Genomic DNA, 16777 nt, shown 5'->3' on the forward strand with positions numbered 1-16777 from the left:
ACAATTAGTGCTGTTCTCCTCATGAGATCCACACCCATTTGGCAACACTCGGGACATTATTGGTGTCGAGCACGGTGAGCATGTAAGGGCCCGGTGGTAGGAGGTTCGAATTGGCAGGAACCGTGGCAGTAAGCGATGTCCCACTGCCACTGAGGGGCAGGTCGACAAGCCTGGCATTGGTGTCCGTCTGATGCGTCGCGGACATCGGGGACATCAGCGAGGCGGACTTGACGGTTCCGGATACCTGGAGTCCAAAAGACTGCCCGTAGGTGGCGGAGGCCGGTGCCTGGGTAATTCCCGGACGCCCATTTTGGAATAGATAGGGCGGGCTGTAGACGGAGATCCGGAGTTCGAAGGTGTTATCCAGCGGGTTGGATCCGAAAACGGCCACGCGGCCGTCCGGCAGCAGGATCGCCGAGGAGTGGTAGTTGCGGCTCACGGGGTCCGGGTCGATCGACAGCCAGTCGTTGCTGCTGGGCCGGTAAATGGCCGCCGTGTCCACATTGCCGGAACGGTTGTACTGGGCGCCGTTTGCGGAAAAGACTGTGCGGTCGGGCAGGTTGAGCAGGTTGAGGTACAGCTTTCCTGGACCGGGCAGATCCGGACCCGGGACATAGGCCGGGTTTGCCTGGCTCAGGTCGATGATGTCCGTTTGGTTGATGGCCGGAGTGTTTGTCTGGGTGTTGCCGCCGCCGACAATCATCACCCGCTGGTCCTGGGCCGGTGGCAGGAGCACCGACCCGGCCTGGTCGCGGAGGTCCTTGTTCCTGAGTCCTGCAACGTCCCACATCTGGGCGGTTTGCCACTTGTAGAGGGAGGCCCCCGATCCTGGAAGACCATTGCCGAAGGTGTGGCCGCCGGAGTAGAACAACCGACCGTCGTTGAGCAGGTACATGTGAGGGTACAGGCCCCAGAAGCTCCAGGTCTGCGGAACGTTGTTCTTGTTCAACCACCCCATGGCGGACGAGCTGAACATCTCAGTGAGCACTGACCCGGAGGCATTCTCGTTCAGGCCGCCAGCGGCCCAGATATCGCCGTTCCCCAGCTTGGTCAACGTGGGGTACCAGTGCGCCCCCTGCATGTCGAGAAGGGGATGGAACTGGTTGTCTTTCGGGTCGAAGTAGTAACTGTGGGCCGATCCGGTGAATGTTGTCGGACCCTGGGAGGCGGTCGGGTAGGCGGCGGTGCCCCCCGCAACCAGAACCTTGCCGTCCGGCAATGTCGCGTGCCCAACGCAGAACATGTCATACGGGACAGGCACATCCGTGAATGTGTTTGCGTTCGGGTTCCACACCGTCGCTTTGAATGTTCCGGCGGCAAACGCATTACCGTCATTACCGGAACCAGCGATCATCAGCAGCCGCCCGTCGCTGAGCAGGGTGGAGTGGATATTCCTTAGCGGCAGCGTGGTGTTGAGCACCTGCCAGGAACCAACTTGGGAAGGCGTCCCCGACGTCGGCGGAGGCGCCGGCAGTTGCAACGAATAGTTCGTCGTGAAGAGAGTGCCGTTGCCGGAGAGCGAGATTCCAAAGGAGATACTGTCCACCCCGCTCGGGATAGGCGCGCTCAACGCCGTGGCCGTTGTCCATGAACTCGCCGCGGGCAGGGTTTTCATGTCTGTCCAATAGGACCAGCCGGTCGAGTCGTGTTTGAAGACCGTGAGCGAGTTGTTTGCCGACGTCGATTTGTAGTCGATCGAGACGTTGTACTGGGAGCCCGCAGCCACGGACGGAGCGCAACCCGGTGTCTGTGATTCAAGGAGCTTGACGTCCCCTGAGACATATGAGCTGACCGTATAGGTGTAGGACCGGGTGCCGGCCGCCGAATTCGTTGGCACGTCCGTCGACAGGCCTTCGGTCACGCTCCGGTTACCCCAGCCAGCGCTTATGAAGCAGTCCGGCATGGGCGTCCCCTGGGACAGATTCCCGTTGGAAACAAGTTGTCCCGGCGGAGGCGCTGTTGGTAGCGCCGTGGCGAATAACGAGTAGTCGTCGGTGGTGAGCGTCCCGTTCGCATTGATGGACAAGCCGAAGGCGATTTGATCGGTACCGGCCGGGATCGCGGGAGTAGTGCCGACCGCCTGCGCCCAAGTGCCGGACGACGGGACTGTCCCGATGTCGCCCCAGTACGCCCAACCGCTGGAGGTGTGTCGGAACATTGTCAGCGAGACAGGAACTGTCGACTTGTACCAGACCCCCAGGTTGTATACCGCCCCCGCGGAGACTGGGGGCGCGCAGGAAGTGGTCTCAGACTGCAGAAGTTTCTGGTCACCGCTTGAGTAGTTTGAAATCTGGACGGTGACGGCGCGCTGCCCAGTGTGCCCGGCGGTGAGGGACCATACCCCAGCGGTGCCCCACCCGTTCGCGGAATAGCAAGTGGGGAAAGAGGTTCCGTCCTCCAGCGACGGATTGACAACCAGGTTCGAACCAACACTCGTTGCCGCGATCACCTCGGCGCCAGTGGTGGTGATGAACCCGGCGGCGAGGCAACTCACCACTATGACCACCAGCATTCGGCCCCGCGCCATGCGTTGGAGAACGGGCCGGATCCTATTCCTGCTCGGCGGGAAAGCAGCACCAGGACGGAATGCCCAACGATATCTAGTCGCCACCATGCCCGCCTCTCACGCCGCAACGGCGCAACCGGCACTCAGCCACACGGCACTCTGAACTGTGCAGGTGCCGGTGACATTGCCGTGGACGACTGGCGGCAATGGAACATGGCACAGTAACGGGGATCGGCATCATGGAGACCATCGCATTCGGGTGTGGGTGTCGAAAGCTCAGGCTATTTACCGTGTGGTCCAACAACACGAGTAATCGATACTCGAAAATCTCCCCGGGTTCAGGGTGGTGTTCCTGAGTGCTGCCTAGGTAGCGGCGATCAGAATCAGCTGACGGTCCGGCAAGGTCCGCGTTGTGGGCATCGCCGCATTCTCAAGGTTCTATTTACATCACCTGTGCGGAAGGCCAGAATGAGTCGGACCACAGCCTCCACTGGCTCAGCAGCGAGCTGCCCTATCGGTGCCGGAAACAGGGGATGCTACATGGCTGACAACAACCACCCCCGTGTGGTCACACGCGCGAAGTTCTCGGCCCGGGCCGCGGCGGTGGCCGCCATTCCCTCGCTCCGGATGCTCAACTCCTACCTGAGCACCTCCACCTACGGCCTGCGCCGCAACGACCCCGGCATCTGCGATTTCACCCTCGGCAACCCGCATCAGATGCCGCCCGAAGCCTACGTGGATACGCTGCGGCGGAACCTCACGCCCCAAAACGACCAGTGGTTTGCGTACAAGACCAACGGCGCCGAGGCCCGTGCGGCTGCGGCCGCCTCCCTCGAACGGCTGCTTGAGGTGCCGTTCGAGCCGGAGGACATCTACCTCACCACGGGCGGCTTCACAGCGATCGCCATGGCGCTGAAGGCGGTGGCCGATCCTGGGGACGAGGTGATTTACAGCCTCCCGCCGTGGTTCCTGTACGAGCCCATCATCACCGAGGCGGGCCTGGTTCCGGTCAAGGTCCGGATCAACCCGGAGACGTTCGACCTGGACCTCACCGCAATCACCGCGGCCATCACTCCGCGCACCCGGGTGGTGATCGTCAATTCCCCCAACAACCCCACGGGCCGGATCTACCCGCCCACCCTGCTGGTGAAGCTTGCCGCCCTGCTGGAGGTGGCCTCGGCAGGCAACGGGCACCGGATCTACCTGGTGTCGGACGAGGCATACAACCGGATCGTCTTTGACGGCACCCGGTTCCACAGTCCGGCCGAGTACTACCCCTACACGCTGCTGGCGTATTCGTTCGGGAAAACCCATCTCGCTCCGGGACAGCGCGTGGGCTATCTGGCCCTTCCGCCCACCATGCCGGACCGCGCGGAAATGCGGGAAGTGCTCGAGGCCCTGCAGATCTCGCTGGGGTGGATCTACCCGAATGCCCTGCTCCAGTACGCGCTGCCGGAGCTCGAACGGTTCTCCATTGATGTGGCTCAGCTGCAGCGCAGGCGCGACCGGCTGATCGAGGAGCTCACGGCCATGGGCTACCTGCTGCACCGGCCGGAAGGCTCCTTCTACCTGTTCGTGAACTCCCCCATCCCGGACGATGTGGCGTTCACCGAGATGCTCGCGTCCCGCGACGTGTTTGTGCTCCCGGGCGCATTGTTCGAAACACCGGGATTTTTCCGGATCTCGCTGACCGCCAACGACCAGATGGTGGAGCGCAGCCTGTCCGGTTTCGCCGCGGCAATCACCGAATCACGAGGAGGTTAGGAACCCATGTCCATACTCGCCACCACGCCGGAAAGCCGGGCCTCCGGCCTGAAGGCCAAAATATACAACGACGACGTCCGCGCCCTGGGGTACGTGGCCAGCCACACCAAGGACTTGGCCGTAAACCCCGAGGCGTACCTTGCCTTCGAATCCCTGATCAGCGCCATCACCCAGGAGATGGACGTGCGGCGGTACGAGCTGATCAGCCTGGCCGCGGCCAAGGCCCTCGGCTCTCCGCATTGCAGGATTGCCCACGGGCTCAAGGCGCTGCGGGCCTTCGATGAGGAGGAATTGATCGGGATCGCCCGGGACTACCGCACCGCCGGCCTGTCACCTGCGGAGGTGGCCATGATGGAGTACGCGGAGCAACTGAGCACCGATGCCGTGGCCATGACCGAAGCGGACACCCTTGAACTGCGGAACCACGGCTTTACCGACCGGGAGATCCTGGACATCACCCTGGCCGCCGCGGCCCGGAACCTCATGTGCCGGACGCTGCAGGCCCTGGCGTCCGACGTCGATGTCCCGCCGAGGCTCAGCCCCCAGCTTCGCGCTGCGCTGCTGGAGCCCCTGCCGCAGTTCAGCGCCGCGGCCAGGGCCCGCCACCGCGGCGCCTGAACCGGTACCACCACCCTGCCTGAGGTGGCCCCCGGCCACGCAAGTGCCGGGTGATAAAAGAGTGTCAAAAGTCGAGTAGTGCACACTCGTGCGGAAGTGGCCCTTCGGATTTTATGCTGGGGCATCGACACCGGACTGCTAAAAGCCGGGACACTTCCGAGGAGTTGGTGATGCCGCATTCATGGGGGGATGGGTTCCTTTCGGGGCAGCGGGCCCTGGTCATTGCTCCGCACTCCGACGACGAGACCTATGGCTGTGCTGGAACGATCGCGAGGATAAAAGCCCTGGGCGGTGAAGTGTTCGTGCTGCTGGGTTCATTGGGCGGCGTGGATCATTACGGCCCGGCCGGCCATGGGGAGAAGATGCGCCCGGTCAGCGCACAGACACGGCTGCGGGAATTTGCGGCCGTGATGGAACTGCTGAAGGTCGATGACTGGGAGGTCATGTTCCCGCAGGAGGAAATGCATCTGGCACTGGACACGGTGCCCCGCAAGGACCTTGTGGCAATAATCGAACGTGAGTCGCGCCTGTCAGTGGAGAACATCCAGCCCACCATGCTGCTGATTCCCGCGATGAGCTATAACCAGGATCACGAGGCATTGTTCCGGGCGTGCATGACTGCCACCCGGCCCGGGCTCCGCGGTGAACGCCATTTCGTTCCACTCGTTCTCAGCTATGACAACACCAGCCTGTTCTGGACACCAGGCCACGAACAATTTCACCCGAACCTCTTCATCGATGTCAGCGACTTCCTTGACATCAAACTCGATGCCCTGCGCATCCACGCCTCCCAGGTCAGGGGCCACCTCTTCCATGGAAGCCCGGAGGGCCTGGAACTCCAGTGCCGGCTCCGGGGACGGGAAATTTCAGCCGAGGCCGCCGAAGGCTTCGTTACGCACAGGGCGGCGTTCTAATGGTTACGGTCTCAGTCCATCAGCCAAACTTCATGCCCTGGCTCAAGCTGATGGCCAAGATCCTGGACAGCGACGTGTACGTGGCCTACGACAGCGTCCAGTTCACCCGCCAGGAATTCCACAGCCGCCAGCTTTTCCGCACCAGCGCGGGAAAAACCCAGTGGTTGTCGGTCCCCGTGCTCAGCACCGGCAGCCGGCAGATCCTGAACCAGGTGCGGCTGGTCCCGGAGCAACGCTGGCGCGAGGCCCACCTGCGCTTCCTCGCCACCCACTACGCCGCGGCGCCCTATTTCCGAGACATCTTTCCCCTGATCGAGGCCGTGTATGACCGCCGCCATGCTCTGCTGGTGGACCACAACCTGGACCTGCTCGAACAGCTGTGCCGGTACCTGCGCTCGGACGTCAAAATCATCCGCGCCACAGACCTCCCCCACTCGGGAACACGGGAGCAGCGGCTGCTTGACCTCGTCCGCAGCGCCGGCGGCGACACCCACCTGACCAGCACAACGGAAACCCATTTCATCGACTGGACCGGCTTCGACCAGGCCGGCATACCCGTCCTCGTCCAGGACTTCGAGCACCCCGTCTACCCCCAGGGAAAACTTCCGTTCCTGCCAAACCTTGCCGCCGCGGACCTGTTGTTCCACACCGGCAGGGCCGCGGCCCAAATACTCGCATCCTGCAGCCGCGCTGAACCGCGCCCCATCGCGGCGCACGCGCCAGGCTAGTCCGAAGCACTGCGAACACAAATGCGAACCACAGGATGGAGACCCAAACAGGACCCCTCCAACTCCTGCGATCAGCGGAAGAAAGGGGAACCATGGGCACGCACCGTTTGACCCGAGCCCGCACGCTTCAGCGCCTGGCTGTGACCGCCGCAGCGCTGCTCGGCATTGCCGCCGTGGCATGGAGCGGGCTTTTTGGGGCTGCCGCGCCCGGGCCCTCCGCGGAACAGGAAACCACAACAGCGACGGCGGATCACAGTCACGGGGCTGCTGACCCACCCGCCGCAAGCCCGAGTCCCGGCGGAGCGAAGCCGGCCGCCGCAGGTCCCAGCCCCGGCGGCGCACAGCCAGTCCAGCGCACTTCGGATCCCTGGGCGCTGCAACCCGGCGCCACGGAACGGATACTCGCTGCGGGAATGCCTATCCTGACGGACGAAGGCACAGGCGAGCATTACCACGCCCATCTGGACGTATACCTCGACGGGAAAGCTATTACCGTTCCGGCATGGATCGGTTTCACCGACGGGGCGCCGGGACAGCTCGCCGGCGTCTCGCCCGCCCACACGCACGACGCCACGGGGATCATCCACATCGAATCCGAGAAGCCAGGGCAGCGCTACCTCTTGACCCAGGTCCTGCAGGAGTGGGGCGTCCTGGCCGGCGCCGGGAGCATCGGCGGCCACCCCGCCGGGGAATGGACGGTGTACGTCAACGGTGTCCAGCAGGCAGCTCCGGTGGGTCAAGTGGTCCTCCGCGGCTGGGACGAGATCGCCTTGACACACGGCGACACACCATCGCCACTCCCGTCGTCCTACGCGTTCCCGCCGAACCTCTGAGTATTTGGGGCTGAGTATCTGGGGCTGAGTATTTGGGGCTTGCCGGGGGTGCCGGGGCGTTCCCTATGGCGCTTACGCGCCGTCCCCGCCGCCGTCCCCGCTCCCGGGGCGCGCGCCGCCCTCGAGCACAGCCAGGTGCACCGCGGGGTCGAAGGTGTCGAAGGCGGTCTGCCCGATCATAAAGATCCCGCGCTGGGGAATCCAGAAGTCGCCCAGGCGGGTCTGGACGGGCAGGGCCTGGAGGCGCCCAAGGTCCTTGCCGTTCAGGCTCGCCGTGCTTTCGCTGATGAACCACATCCGCTTCGGGTTGGCCCTGAAGCCCTGATGGTTGGGCACATGACCGGTGAGGCCGATCCGGCCGGCCCCCAGAACAGGTCCCGCCACCGCCCCCATCGCTTTGAGGAACGGGCGGCTGCGCCACAGCTTCTCCGGCACCGCGCTGGCAACCGCGGACATCACCCGGGTGATGGGGCTGGCCGTCAGGACCACCTCCCAGCGGAGGCCGACGTCCTCTCCTATGGTCACGGTGAAGCGGTGGTCATCAAGCCAGTCGACCGCGATGCTGCGGACCGGCGCCGACTCCAGGACACTCCCGAAGTAGCGGGGGCATGCGACGCCGGCCGCCGCGTCGGTGTACATGGTCCAGGCGCCGGAGGGGCGGCGCAGCCACACGGAGGTGTAGCCGGGGCCCACCGAGGACGCGGTGAACCGCCGCAGCCCCAGGACGTGGCCGGAGCTGAACGGCACGCCCATGATGCCGTAGCCGGCGAACCGTTCCTCGGGTCCCGGCGGGAGCCGGGGGTTCCGCTCGACGTCGGCGATCAGGTCCGGGAGCTTCTTCATGGCGGCCTCCACAAGCGGATGGTCGCGAGTCTACGCGCGGCGGAAGCCCCGAACAATGCCCGGAACAATGGCGGGCGGGCAGCGGGGGCGGCAGCCGGGCGAGCAGCCAGGCAGCAGCTAGGCGAGCGCCGCCGTCAGCGCCCGCAGGATCCAGTCGCGGTACGCCTCAACGGTCCAGCCCGCGGACCCCACCAGTGCCCGGAATGTCTGCGGATGCCCCAATGACCAGATGGCTGCTGCCGCCTCGCCGTCGGTCATGCCCGAGGTGAGGCCGCCCCGCTCCCGTACAGCAGCGGCCGCCTCGTGGTAGCGCTCCAGCCGCTGAAGCGCCCGGTGCTGCTCCAGCGCGGCAACGTCCGGGTCCACCGCGGCCGCCTGTGAAATCACAGTCATGATCCGGCCGGTGCGCTGATGCACCTCGACGAACCAGTCCGCGAGCACCACCATCAAGGCCCCGCGGTCCGGGGCGTTCCGGGTGCGTTCCTGCATCAGCTCCAGCACTTGCCGGGCGCCGGGCCCGGAGGCAGCGGCATCCAACACGGCCGAGAGGAGCGCCGCCTTGTTGCCCACCGAGTTGTAGACGGTCTGCAGGGCAACGCCGGCCTCGGCGGCAACCGACTCGATGGTGGTGCGGACATAGCCGTTCGCGTCGAAGAGACGCCCGGCGGTGGCCACGATATGGGCCCGGGTGTCGGCCGCCTGGGCCACCCGGCGGTTGGCCTTGGGAAGCGCCGGGTCCGCTGCAGCGGCGCCGGGGCCGGATGCCTGGGGGGCTGTGGATTTTGATGTTGCCGGCATCAAAATAGACTATCGCTCCACTCACTAGAACGCTATTCTAGTGAAATAGAGAAACATCCCAGCACCTGAGTCAAGGGAGTCATCATGAGCGAGGATGCAGAGCAGTTCGATGCAGGGCAGTTCGATGCAGTGCAGTTCGAGGACGCTGAGCAGTTCGATGCACTGGTGATCGGAGCCGGGCAGGCCGGACTCGCCGCCGGCTACCACCTGGCCGCCACGGGACTCCGCTTCGCCATTCTCGAAGGCGCGGGCCGTGTCGGGGACCAGTGGCGGAGCCGGTGGGACTCGCTGCGGCTGTTCACGCCCGCGCAGCATGACGGCCTGCCGGGGCTTCCCTTCCCCGCGCCCAAGGACACCTATCCCGCCAAGGAGGAGATGGCCGCCTATTTGGAAGGCTACGCCGAGCACTTCAACCTGCCCCTGCGCACAGGCGTACACGTCACCAGCGTGCGCCGGATGGCGGACGGCTTCGAGGTTGCCACCGGCTCGGGCGCGCTCCGGGCACGGAACGTCGTTGTGGCTGCCGGCGCCAACGCGCTGCCCCGGATCCCGGCCGCGGCGCACGAGCTCGAGCCCGGGATCCACCAGTTGCACAGTTCCCAGTACCGCCGCCCGGCCGATATTCCTGAGGGCGACGTGCTGGTGGTGGGCGCTGGAACGTCCGGGGTCCAAATTGCGCTGGAGTTGGCCGCCACCCATCGGACATTCATCGCCGGCCGTCCCACACCGCACATTCCCGATCCCCTATTGCGTTATGCCGGAGGGGCATATTGGCGGCTCATCGACTCGGTGCTCACCACCGATACGCCGCCGGGCCGGAAGGTGGCCGCCAACTTCCACAAGCGCGGGGCACCCCTGATCCGGATCTCCGTTAAGGACCTGGACCGCGCCGGCGTGGTGCGGCTGCCGCGCTTGACCGGCACCAGGGACGGGCGTCCCGCGTTCGACGTCGGCCCCGCGGCCGACGCGCAAACGCCGGGTGTGCGCACGGTCATCTGGGCCACTGGTTACACGCCGTCGCTGAATTGGATCGAGGGCCTGCCGGTGACGGAGTGGGGCTGGCCGGTTAGCCGCCGCGGCGTCGTGCCGGAACTGCCCGGACTGTACTTTGTGGGCATGCCGTTCCAGTACGCACTGACTTCGGGGCTGATCGGCGGGGTGGGCCGGGATGCGGCCTTCGTCGTCGGGCAACTCCGCGGCAGCTCCGCCGTCGTAATTCCCTCTAGTAGTTCCGCCGGTGCTTGAGCCGGGGGATGGTGATGGCGAACACCGCCGCCGCCGCGAACCCCAGCACCCCGGTGGCCCAGACGCCGGCCCCGAGGGAGGCCGCGGCGGTGACTGCGGAGAGCAGCACAGGTCCGCCGGTGCTGCCGGCGTCGGCAATAAAGCGCCACAGCCCCAGAAACTGGCCGCGTCCGCGGTCCGGGGAGAAGTCTGCGCCGAGGGTCATGATCAGGCCCGAGCTGATGCCGTTGCCGAACCCGATCAGCAGGGCCGCGAGCAGCAGGCCCACAAAGTTAGCCGTCAACGGGATCAGCATCAGGGCCGCTCCCATGATCACGGTGGACGGAACGGCCACCCATTGCCGGCCCTTGCGGTCCATGAGCTTGCCGGCCGGGTAGAACACCAGCATGTCGATCGCGCCGGAGAGTCCGTAGATCAGTGAGGCGTGGGTGGCGTCCATGCCCAGGTTGTCGGCCCACAGCGGGATGACCACCTGGCGGGAGGCGCGCAGTGCACTGAGCAGGAGGATGCCGGCCCCCACGGTCAGGAACACCCCGGCATGGGACACGGCAACGCCGCGCAGGGTGGGTTCGGGGCCGTGGGCTTGAGCCGCGCGTCCCGGACCTGCCACCAGGTCAGGGATGGTGACTGAGAGGATGGCGGCGGCCGCCATGGCCACCACGCCCACCCAGTAGGCGCCGTTGATGCCCGCGAACTGCATCACGGCGGCACCGGCAAAGGGGCCGATGAAAATGCCGATCCTGCTCACGCCGCCCAGCGTGGACAGGGCGCGGGCCCGGAATTCCACCGGGACGGCCTCGGTGAGGTACTTCTGCCGTGCCAGGCTGAAGACGCTGGCTGCCATGCCCACGATCACCATGGCCACGGCCAGGAGCCAGAGGCCGTTCGGAATCACGGAGGAGAGTCCGGCGGCCGTCAATGCAAGGGCCGAGGCGGCGGCGGCCCCCACGATGGACCAGCGTTCACCGAACTTCAGGGTGATCAGGGAGGCCGGGAGGTTGAAAAACCAGGAGCCCAGCCCGATCAGCGTGACGATCAGCGCGGCCAGGGCCACGGAGGCGCCGAGGTCCCGGGCGGAGAGTGCCACCACCGGAAGGATGGCGCCCTCGCCCACGGAGAAGAGCAGCGCCGGTCCGAACGCGGGGACGGCGATGCTGCGGAGGCTGAAAGGCGTGGTGGTTTGGGCGGAGGTCATCGCTTTCATCCTATGCATGCGTGGCATCGTTCGCCGCCCTTCGCGCTGAACTCAAAGCCGTGCCGAAACCCGCGCCGTGACACGCTTTCCGAGGTTTAAACCCGGGGAGGGCTTTACTCGAAGTGCTAAGCATACTTACAATGATGAATGTGCGGTGGCAGCGGTTAGGCCCCGCGAACGAAGGCAGGCCCTCACATCACTGAGGGTCAGCCCCCGTGAGCCGCCGACGTACGCCGGCGGGAACCAACTGTAGGGAGATGCACCATGGGTTTGGATGACAAGATTGGCAACACTGCCGAGAAGCTCGGCGGCAAGGGCAAAGAAGCCGCTGGCGAAGCAACCAACGACCCGGGTCTGAAGGCCGAGGGCCAGGGCGACCAGTCCAAGGCCGACCTGAAGCAGGCCGGCGAGAAGGTCAAGGACGCGTTCAAGAAAGACTGACCGCGAACACAACGAGGGTGCAGCTCCAACCGGGGCTGCACCCTTTGTGGTTAACCCGCACGCACCGCCAGCGCCCCGCCGCGCCTCCTTTGCCCAACTAGCTCGCATTAGATGCCGTTATGGGCGCCCATGACGGCATCTAATGCGAGCTACTTGGGTGACCAGCCCTGGCTCAGCAGCGCCCTGCTCACTTTGGCCACCGCCGAATGCGCGCCATGCGTCATATGGCGCTTCGAGAGCCTGACCAGGAACCAGCCTGCGCTGGCGTAGTCCTCTTCGCGGGCAATGTCCCTGACGATCTGCGCGGGCTCGGAATGCCCGTCGCCCTCATATTCCACTGCGACGCGGTGTTCGGGATAGGACAGGTCCGGTTGACGCACGACGCCGGCACTAAGCAGCGTGGGCACATTCAGTTGCGCTTCGGGCAGGCCCGCCCGCTCCAGTGCGAGCCGAAGCCTCGTTTCCGGGGCGGAGTCGGCACCTATTCGCGCCTGCTCGAGTGCGAGCCGGGCCTTCTGAATGCCGGGTGTCCCCTTGTGCCGGTCCAGCATGTCGGCCAGTTGCTCGGGGGTGGCATGGGCGCCTCCCGTCCTTCAAACCCGGGCCGGGGAACTCGAAGCAGGTGGTCCGCCGCCACGGTCAGTTCATCGATGCTCATCTTTCGCGAGACATCGAGCCACGTCCGGGCCCGGCTGGTGATGAGCACGCCGTCAAGGCTGGTGATCTCGTCGTCGAAGAACTGTCCCACATGCCCGGCCACGCCCCTGCGCCGCGGAATCGCCATGGTGTCGGGGCGGGAGATGTGAATCCTGGGGTCGTCGCTCCCGGGAAGGAAGCCTGGAAAATCCCACAGCAGGAAAGCCGTGGCGTGCGAAGCCGCCGAGAACGCCGTGACCACGGTATACGGCCGGACTTGCAGGGGCAGCTCGAAATCAAGCAGGGTGCCCGGCGACCTCAACCCGCGGCCCGGTGAGCCGAGGCCGCGGTACCGTAGCCGCCGGATACTCACGCCCGCCTCGACGGCTTCGCCGAACGTGAACGGCGCACGGTTCAGGTCGCTTGGCAGCGGCTGGGGGTTCCTCATGCCTCATGGTGGCAAATTCAGCGGGGCCGCGGAGAGTTATCCACAGGCCCATGCCCGCCCCGCCCAACTGACTCGCACTTAATGTCGTTATGGGCGCCCATAACGGCATCTATTGCGAGCTAGTTGGGAGGGTTGGGGGGCTGGGAGGGAGGGGGTGGGCGGAGGGAGGAAGCAGCGGGCCTAGACGTACCCGTCCACGATTGCCGCCGCGATCTCCTTGTACGCGCGCCGGGTCTCTGGGCGCAGCACGTCGAGTGTGACCAGGTCGCCGTCGGCCACTCCGCGGTCGTGCGGGACGGCGATCAGCTGACGGCACAGGCCCGACAGGTGCTCCTCGATCGCGTCCTTGTCCACCCGCGAGGAGACCTCGTCCTTGTCCGTGATCACCACAATTGCGTTCCGGGCCAGGTCCTCGTAGCCGTGGTGCGCCAGCCACTGCAGGGTGCTGCGGGCACGCTTGGCGCCGCTCACGGCATACCCGGCGGCGATCACCAGGTTGTCCGCGGACTGCAGGATGCCGCTCATCGCGTTGTGGGTGACGCCGGTGCCGCAGTCGGTCAGGGCCACGGAGTAGTAGCCGGAGATGAGCTTGCGGATACGCAGGTATTCCTCGGCCGTGAGCGAGTCCGAGACCTCCGGGTCCTGCTCCCCCGCGATCAGGTGCAGCCGGCCGGCGTGGTGCATAAAACGGGCCAGCGCGGTGAGGGAATCCACGGAGTCGATGTTCTTGAGCAGGTCCGTGATGGTGCGCGGGCTGGCCTGCTGGTAGATGCCCTCGCCCAGGGCGCGCTCCACGAGGTCTCCCGAGTCCGGGTTGGCGTCGATGGCACACGGGGCGTCGCCGCGGAATTCGGCCAGGGTCAGCCCCACGCCCACCGTGGTGGAGGTCTTGCCGATGCCGCCCTTGAGGCTGAGCACCGCGGTGTTGTAGCTGCCCTGGAGCTGGCGGGAGATGCGCCGGGCCAGCTCGTCCTCTTCGCGCTGCCGCGGGCCGGGGCCGAGGTTGAGCGCCCCGCCGGTCATCTTGTAAAGGGCTCCGCGGAATCCGCCCACCGGCCGGGGCTTCTGCTCGCGGACGAACGAGCCGGGCGAGTTGGTGAAGTCGGCAATGGGGGCGCTGCCGGCCATCTGCCGCGCAGGCGCCGCGTCAAAGGCAGGAACGTTCGACGGCGGGGCGTCGGGTTCGGCGGGGACGGCACGGCGCGCTGATACCGGCTGTGCCGGCGGAGCGGGTTCGGGCTCCGGAGCGGGTTCGGCTTGCGCCGGCACCGGCTGGGCTGCGAGCGGAGCCCTCTCAGGCTGGGCTTGGACTGTTGCTGCCCGTGCCGGGACGGGAGCCGCTTCCTGCTGCGCTTCAACCTGCGCATCGGCAATCGCCGCGGCTTCGGCCCAGGTGCCGCGCCGGGTTGGAGCGGCGGCGGTGCGGCCAGTGTTTGGTGCTGCGGCGGGCATAGTTCCTGTCCGGGCGTCCGAAGAGGGACCGGCCGGGCGACGAAGGTCGCGGCGTCGGCGCATCTGGGGCTGCCCTGCGTTTTCTACAGTGGCTGGTGCGTTGTGGTCGGCCGATTCAGGCATGTCTGTCCCCCCGGACTCACGGCAAAAATGCCGTGCGGCGCTTTATGGCTTCGGTCAAACAGCAAGTCTAGGCGCTATCGCGCGCGTTGCCGGACTCTGGGCCCGCCGGCTGCCCGACGGCGGCCCCCGCGGCAACCTCGCCAGCTGCCCGACGGCGGCCCCCCCAGCTGCCCGCGGCAACCCCGCGGCGGCACGCCAGTCGCCCGCCGGACGCTGGCCGCTACCATTAAGGAATGCCCACCTCCCCCGAGAGCGACCGCGTCCTTGAACTGCAGGACCTCATCATCGGCAGCGCGAATGTTGCCGAATTCCTTGAGCGCCTCTCCGTCATGGCTGCCGGAGCGCTCAGCCGGGACAGCACCACCAAGATCGAGTGTGGCGTCACGCTCAAACGCCAGCGGCGCACGGCCACCGTGGCCGGGAGCAGCCCGCGAGCCGTCCACCTTGACCAGATAGAGCAGCGCATCGGCGACGGTCCCTGCATCGCCGCCCTGCGATCCAAGGAAACGGTGCTGCTGGGCGACGTCTACAAGGACCCCCGCTGGCCGGATTACCAGGAAGCGCTCATCGCCGAAGGCTGCCGCGCCACCCTGGGTGTGCCCCTGGAAATCGATCAGGATTCAGCCGCCGCCTTGAACTTCTTCGCATTCGGCTCAGGGGTCTTCACCGAAAAAATCATCCGGGAGGCCACTGAGTTCGCGGACATCGCCGGCCGCGCCGTGCGCCTCGCGGTGAAGCTTGGCACCGCCCAGAATCTGGCCGACGACCTCGCCGCGGCCATGGCGAGCAGGACCTCCATCGACCTTGCCTGCGGGGTCATCATGGGACAGAACCGCTGCTCCCAGGCCGAGGCCATGGCCATCCTGACCAAGGTCTCCAGCCACCGCAACCAGAAACTGCGCGAAGTGGCCGAGGAAATGCTGGCCAACCTGGCCGGCGGCGGCGTCCGCACGCACTTTGAACCCTAGCCGCCGTTGACCTCAAGCCGCCCTGAGGGGCGGCCACGGTCCGGAGCGTTCAACTGGGCCGCCAGCCCGGAGAGCAGAATGCTCAGGCCCTGGTCAAGCTCGGCCTCGCCGTCGTAATCCACCAGCACGGGGGCCAATGCGCGCAGGTGGGGGAAGTCCCGCGCCGGAAGCCGGTGCAGGCCCAGGCGCAGGAGAACCTCGTTTTCCTCGGGATCAACAATGAACTCCTGCAGCTCATTGAGGATGTGCCCGTACAGGAAGGCGTAGTAGGCGCGGTACACATGCAGGGCGTCCGCCGGAGCGAATCCCGCATCGATCAGCAGCCCCAGGATCTGCTCGAGGGGCCGCACGGTGCCCAGCGGCCGCAGCCCCAAGGGCGTGGACAGCGGGCGGGTGACCAGTAGCGGAACCACATTAGGGTGCCGGAGCGCCAGCAGGCGGAGATCGTGCGCGATTCGGCGCAGCTGGGCCTGCCAGTCGGAGTCTTCGGGGAAGATCTTCAGTTCGGCCAGGACTAGCTCGGTGACGCCGTCCAGCAGCGCCGCCCGGTTCTCCGCGTATCGGTACAGGCCCATGGGGTCGCGGCCCAGCACCTGCCCCAGCCTGCGCATGGTCAGCGCCGCCAGTCCCTCGTCGTCCACAAGCTCCAGCGCAGCTTGCAAGACCACCTCACGACTCAAGCGTTTCTTTGCGTTCGAGCCGGTGGCAGACTCGGCGTTGGGAGTAGTGGGAGCATCCTGCGGGGCGGCCATGTTGTTTGTCCATCATCTTGACGTGAGCGTCGCCAGTTGAGGTACAGCGGAAGATCCACTGTTGCTTAAGTCGTAGTCTACGCCTAGAGTCTACGTTGTAGAGCGGTCTCGTTTACGCTCACAAAACAGGCACTCCAGTGGGGACCAGAGTGCGGGAAACACACCTTGACCCAGTGCACGGGTTTTGGAGAGCAGCCGCTGTAGCCGAATGGCGGCACAAAATGCACAGCATGGAAAAGAGCCAGTCATGGCCGTTTCACAATTCAACCGCTTCCTCACTGAAGCTACCAGTCCAGCCGCGGATGGACACTCATCACTCAGGAAAGACCAGCTGTATGGCCTGTACACCAGCTGGTGCCTGCTCAACCAATCCAGCCCGGAACCCGGCTCCATCTTCTGGACAGCCATGCGGAACCTTCGCATCCGCCCCTCAACCAATGGCCTTCGCATGACCGGTCCGGCCGCGGCGGATTACATTCTTGCCTCCTACCCGGACCTGGTCTAGGGGCCCGG

General features: G+C 65.9%; 17 protein-coding genes. 9 read left to right on the forward strand and 8 right to left on the reverse strand.

Going from position 1 to position 16777, the window contains the following annotated elements; genetic code table 11:
• Positions 1-19: 19 nt before the first annotated feature.
• Positions 20-2512: a galactose oxidase-like domain-containing protein gene (locus tag ACP4XC_RS18960; protein ID WP_427172256.1), complete on the reverse strand. Its 2493-nt coding sequence runs from the start codon at positions 2510-2512 to the stop codon at positions 20-22.
• Positions 2513-3046: 534 nt separating this feature from the next.
• On the opposite strand from ACP4XC_RS18960, the gene ACP4XC_RS18965 reads away from it, so the two are divergent.
• From ACP4XC_RS18965 to ACP4XC_RS18985, 5 genes are all read left to right on the forward strand, one after another.
• The gene (locus tag ACP4XC_RS18965; protein WP_427172257.1) at positions 3047-4270 is read left to right on the forward strand and encodes an aminotransferase class I/II-fold pyridoxal phosphate-dependent enzyme; all 1224 of its coding nucleotides are present in this window, start codon (positions 3047-3049) and stop codon (positions 4268-4270) included.
• A 6-nt stretch (positions 4271-4276) separates the two neighbouring features.
• A complete protein-coding gene (locus ACP4XC_RS18970; protein WP_427172258.1) occupies positions 4277-4888 on the forward strand; it encodes a carboxymuconolactone decarboxylase family protein in 612 nt (203 codons plus the stop codon).
• Positions 4889-5058: 170 nt separating this feature from the next.
• Positions 5059-5802, forward strand: a complete 744-nt coding sequence (locus tag ACP4XC_RS18975) for a PIG-L deacetylase family protein (protein ID WP_427172259.1) — start codon at positions 5059-5061, stop codon at positions 5800-5802.
• A gap of 32 nt (positions 5803-5834) precedes the next feature.
• Positions 5835-6530, forward strand: coding sequence for a WbqC family protein (locus tag ACP4XC_RS18980; RefSeq protein ID WP_427172260.1), 696 nt, complete (start codon positions 5835-5837; stop codon positions 6528-6530).
• A 92-nt stretch (positions 6531-6622) separates the two neighbouring features.
• Positions 6623-7363 carry a hypothetical protein gene (locus ACP4XC_RS18985; RefSeq protein WP_427172261.1) on the forward strand — a complete coding sequence of 247 codons (741 nt, stop codon included), beginning with the start codon at positions 6623-6625 and terminating at the stop codon, positions 7361-7363.
• Positions 7364-7435: 72 nt separating this feature from the next.
• Here the strand turns inward: ACP4XC_RS18985 and ACP4XC_RS18990 are convergent, their stop codons facing one another.
• Positions 7436-8206 (reverse strand): hypothetical protein, encoded by a 771-nt coding sequence (locus ACP4XC_RS18990; protein ID WP_427172262.1) that lies wholly within the window; start codon positions 8204-8206, stop codon positions 7436-7438.
• Positions 8207-8323: 117 nt separating this feature from the next.
• Positions 8324-9004 (reverse strand): TetR/AcrR family transcriptional regulator, encoded by a 681-nt coding sequence (locus tag ACP4XC_RS18995; protein WP_427172263.1) that lies wholly within the window; start codon positions 9002-9004, stop codon positions 8324-8326.
• An 84-nt stretch (positions 9005-9088) separates the two neighbouring features.
• Between ACP4XC_RS18995 and ACP4XC_RS19000 the strand changes: the two genes are divergently transcribed.
• The gene (locus ACP4XC_RS19000; RefSeq protein WP_427172264.1) at positions 9089-10249 is read left to right on the forward strand and encodes a flavin-containing monooxygenase; all 1161 of its coding nucleotides are present in this window, start codon (positions 9089-9091) and stop codon (positions 10247-10249) included.
• On the opposite strand, the gene ACP4XC_RS19005 is transcribed toward ACP4XC_RS19000, so the two are convergent.
• Positions 10227-11444 (reverse strand): MFS transporter, encoded by a 1218-nt coding sequence (locus ACP4XC_RS19005; protein WP_427172265.1) that lies wholly within the window; start codon positions 11442-11444, stop codon positions 10227-10229. The two genes, ACP4XC_RS19000 and ACP4XC_RS19005, sit on opposite strands and share 23 nt — an antisense overlap.
• A 264-nt stretch (positions 11445-11708) precedes the next feature.
• On the opposite strand from ACP4XC_RS19005, the gene ACP4XC_RS19010 reads away from it, so the two are divergent.
• Positions 11709-11885, forward strand: a complete 177-nt coding sequence (locus tag ACP4XC_RS19010; RefSeq protein WP_427172266.1) for a CsbD family protein — start codon at positions 11709-11711, stop codon at positions 11883-11885.
• A gap of 149 nt (positions 11886-12034) precedes the next feature.
• On the opposite strand, the gene ACP4XC_RS19015 is transcribed toward ACP4XC_RS19010, so the two are convergent.
• The 3 genes from ACP4XC_RS19015 to ACP4XC_RS19025 form a co-directional block, all read right to left on the reverse strand.
• Positions 12035-12436, reverse strand: a complete 402-nt coding sequence (locus ACP4XC_RS19015) for a hypothetical protein (protein ID WP_427172267.1) — start codon at positions 12434-12436, stop codon at positions 12035-12037.
• The gene (locus ACP4XC_RS19020; RefSeq protein WP_427172268.1) at positions 12367-12969 is read right to left on the reverse strand and encodes a hypothetical protein; all 603 of its coding nucleotides are present in this window, start codon (positions 12967-12969) and stop codon (positions 12367-12369) included. The genes ACP4XC_RS19015 and ACP4XC_RS19020 overlap by 70 nt, the downstream gene beginning before the upstream one ends.
• Before the next feature lie 180 nt (positions 12970-13149).
• Positions 13150-14421 (reverse strand): MinD/ParA family ATP-binding protein, encoded by a 1272-nt coding sequence (locus ACP4XC_RS19025; RefSeq protein ID WP_427172269.1) that lies wholly within the window; start codon positions 14419-14421, stop codon positions 13150-13152.
• Between the two features lie 356 nt (positions 14422-14777).
• Here ACP4XC_RS19025 and ACP4XC_RS19030 point away from each other — a divergent pair, with 356 nt between their 5' ends.
• Positions 14778-15512 (forward strand): GAF and ANTAR domain-containing protein, encoded by a 735-nt coding sequence (locus ACP4XC_RS19030; RefSeq protein WP_427172270.1) that lies wholly within the window; start codon positions 14778-14780, stop codon positions 15510-15512.
• On the opposite strand, the gene ACP4XC_RS19035 is transcribed toward ACP4XC_RS19030, so the two are convergent.
• Positions 15509-16264, reverse strand: a complete 756-nt coding sequence (locus ACP4XC_RS19035; RefSeq protein WP_427172271.1) for a TetR/AcrR family transcriptional regulator C-terminal domain-containing protein — start codon at positions 16262-16264, stop codon at positions 15509-15511. The two genes, ACP4XC_RS19030 and ACP4XC_RS19035, sit on opposite strands and share 4 nt — an antisense overlap.
• 247 nt (positions 16265-16511) lie before the next feature.
• Here ACP4XC_RS19035 and ACP4XC_RS19040 point away from each other — a divergent pair, with 247 nt between their 5' ends.
• Positions 16512-16769 carry a hypothetical protein gene (locus ACP4XC_RS19040; RefSeq protein WP_427172272.1) on the forward strand — a complete coding sequence of 86 codons (258 nt, stop codon included), beginning with the start codon at positions 16512-16514 and terminating at the stop codon, positions 16767-16769.
• The last annotated feature ends 8 nt before the right edge of the window (positions 16770-16777 follow it).

Origin of the sequence: Arthrobacter sp. 92 (assembly GCF_050260325.1) — a bacterium.
Classification (GTDB): Bacteria; Actinomycetota; Actinomycetes; order Actinomycetales; family Micrococcaceae; genus Arthrobacter.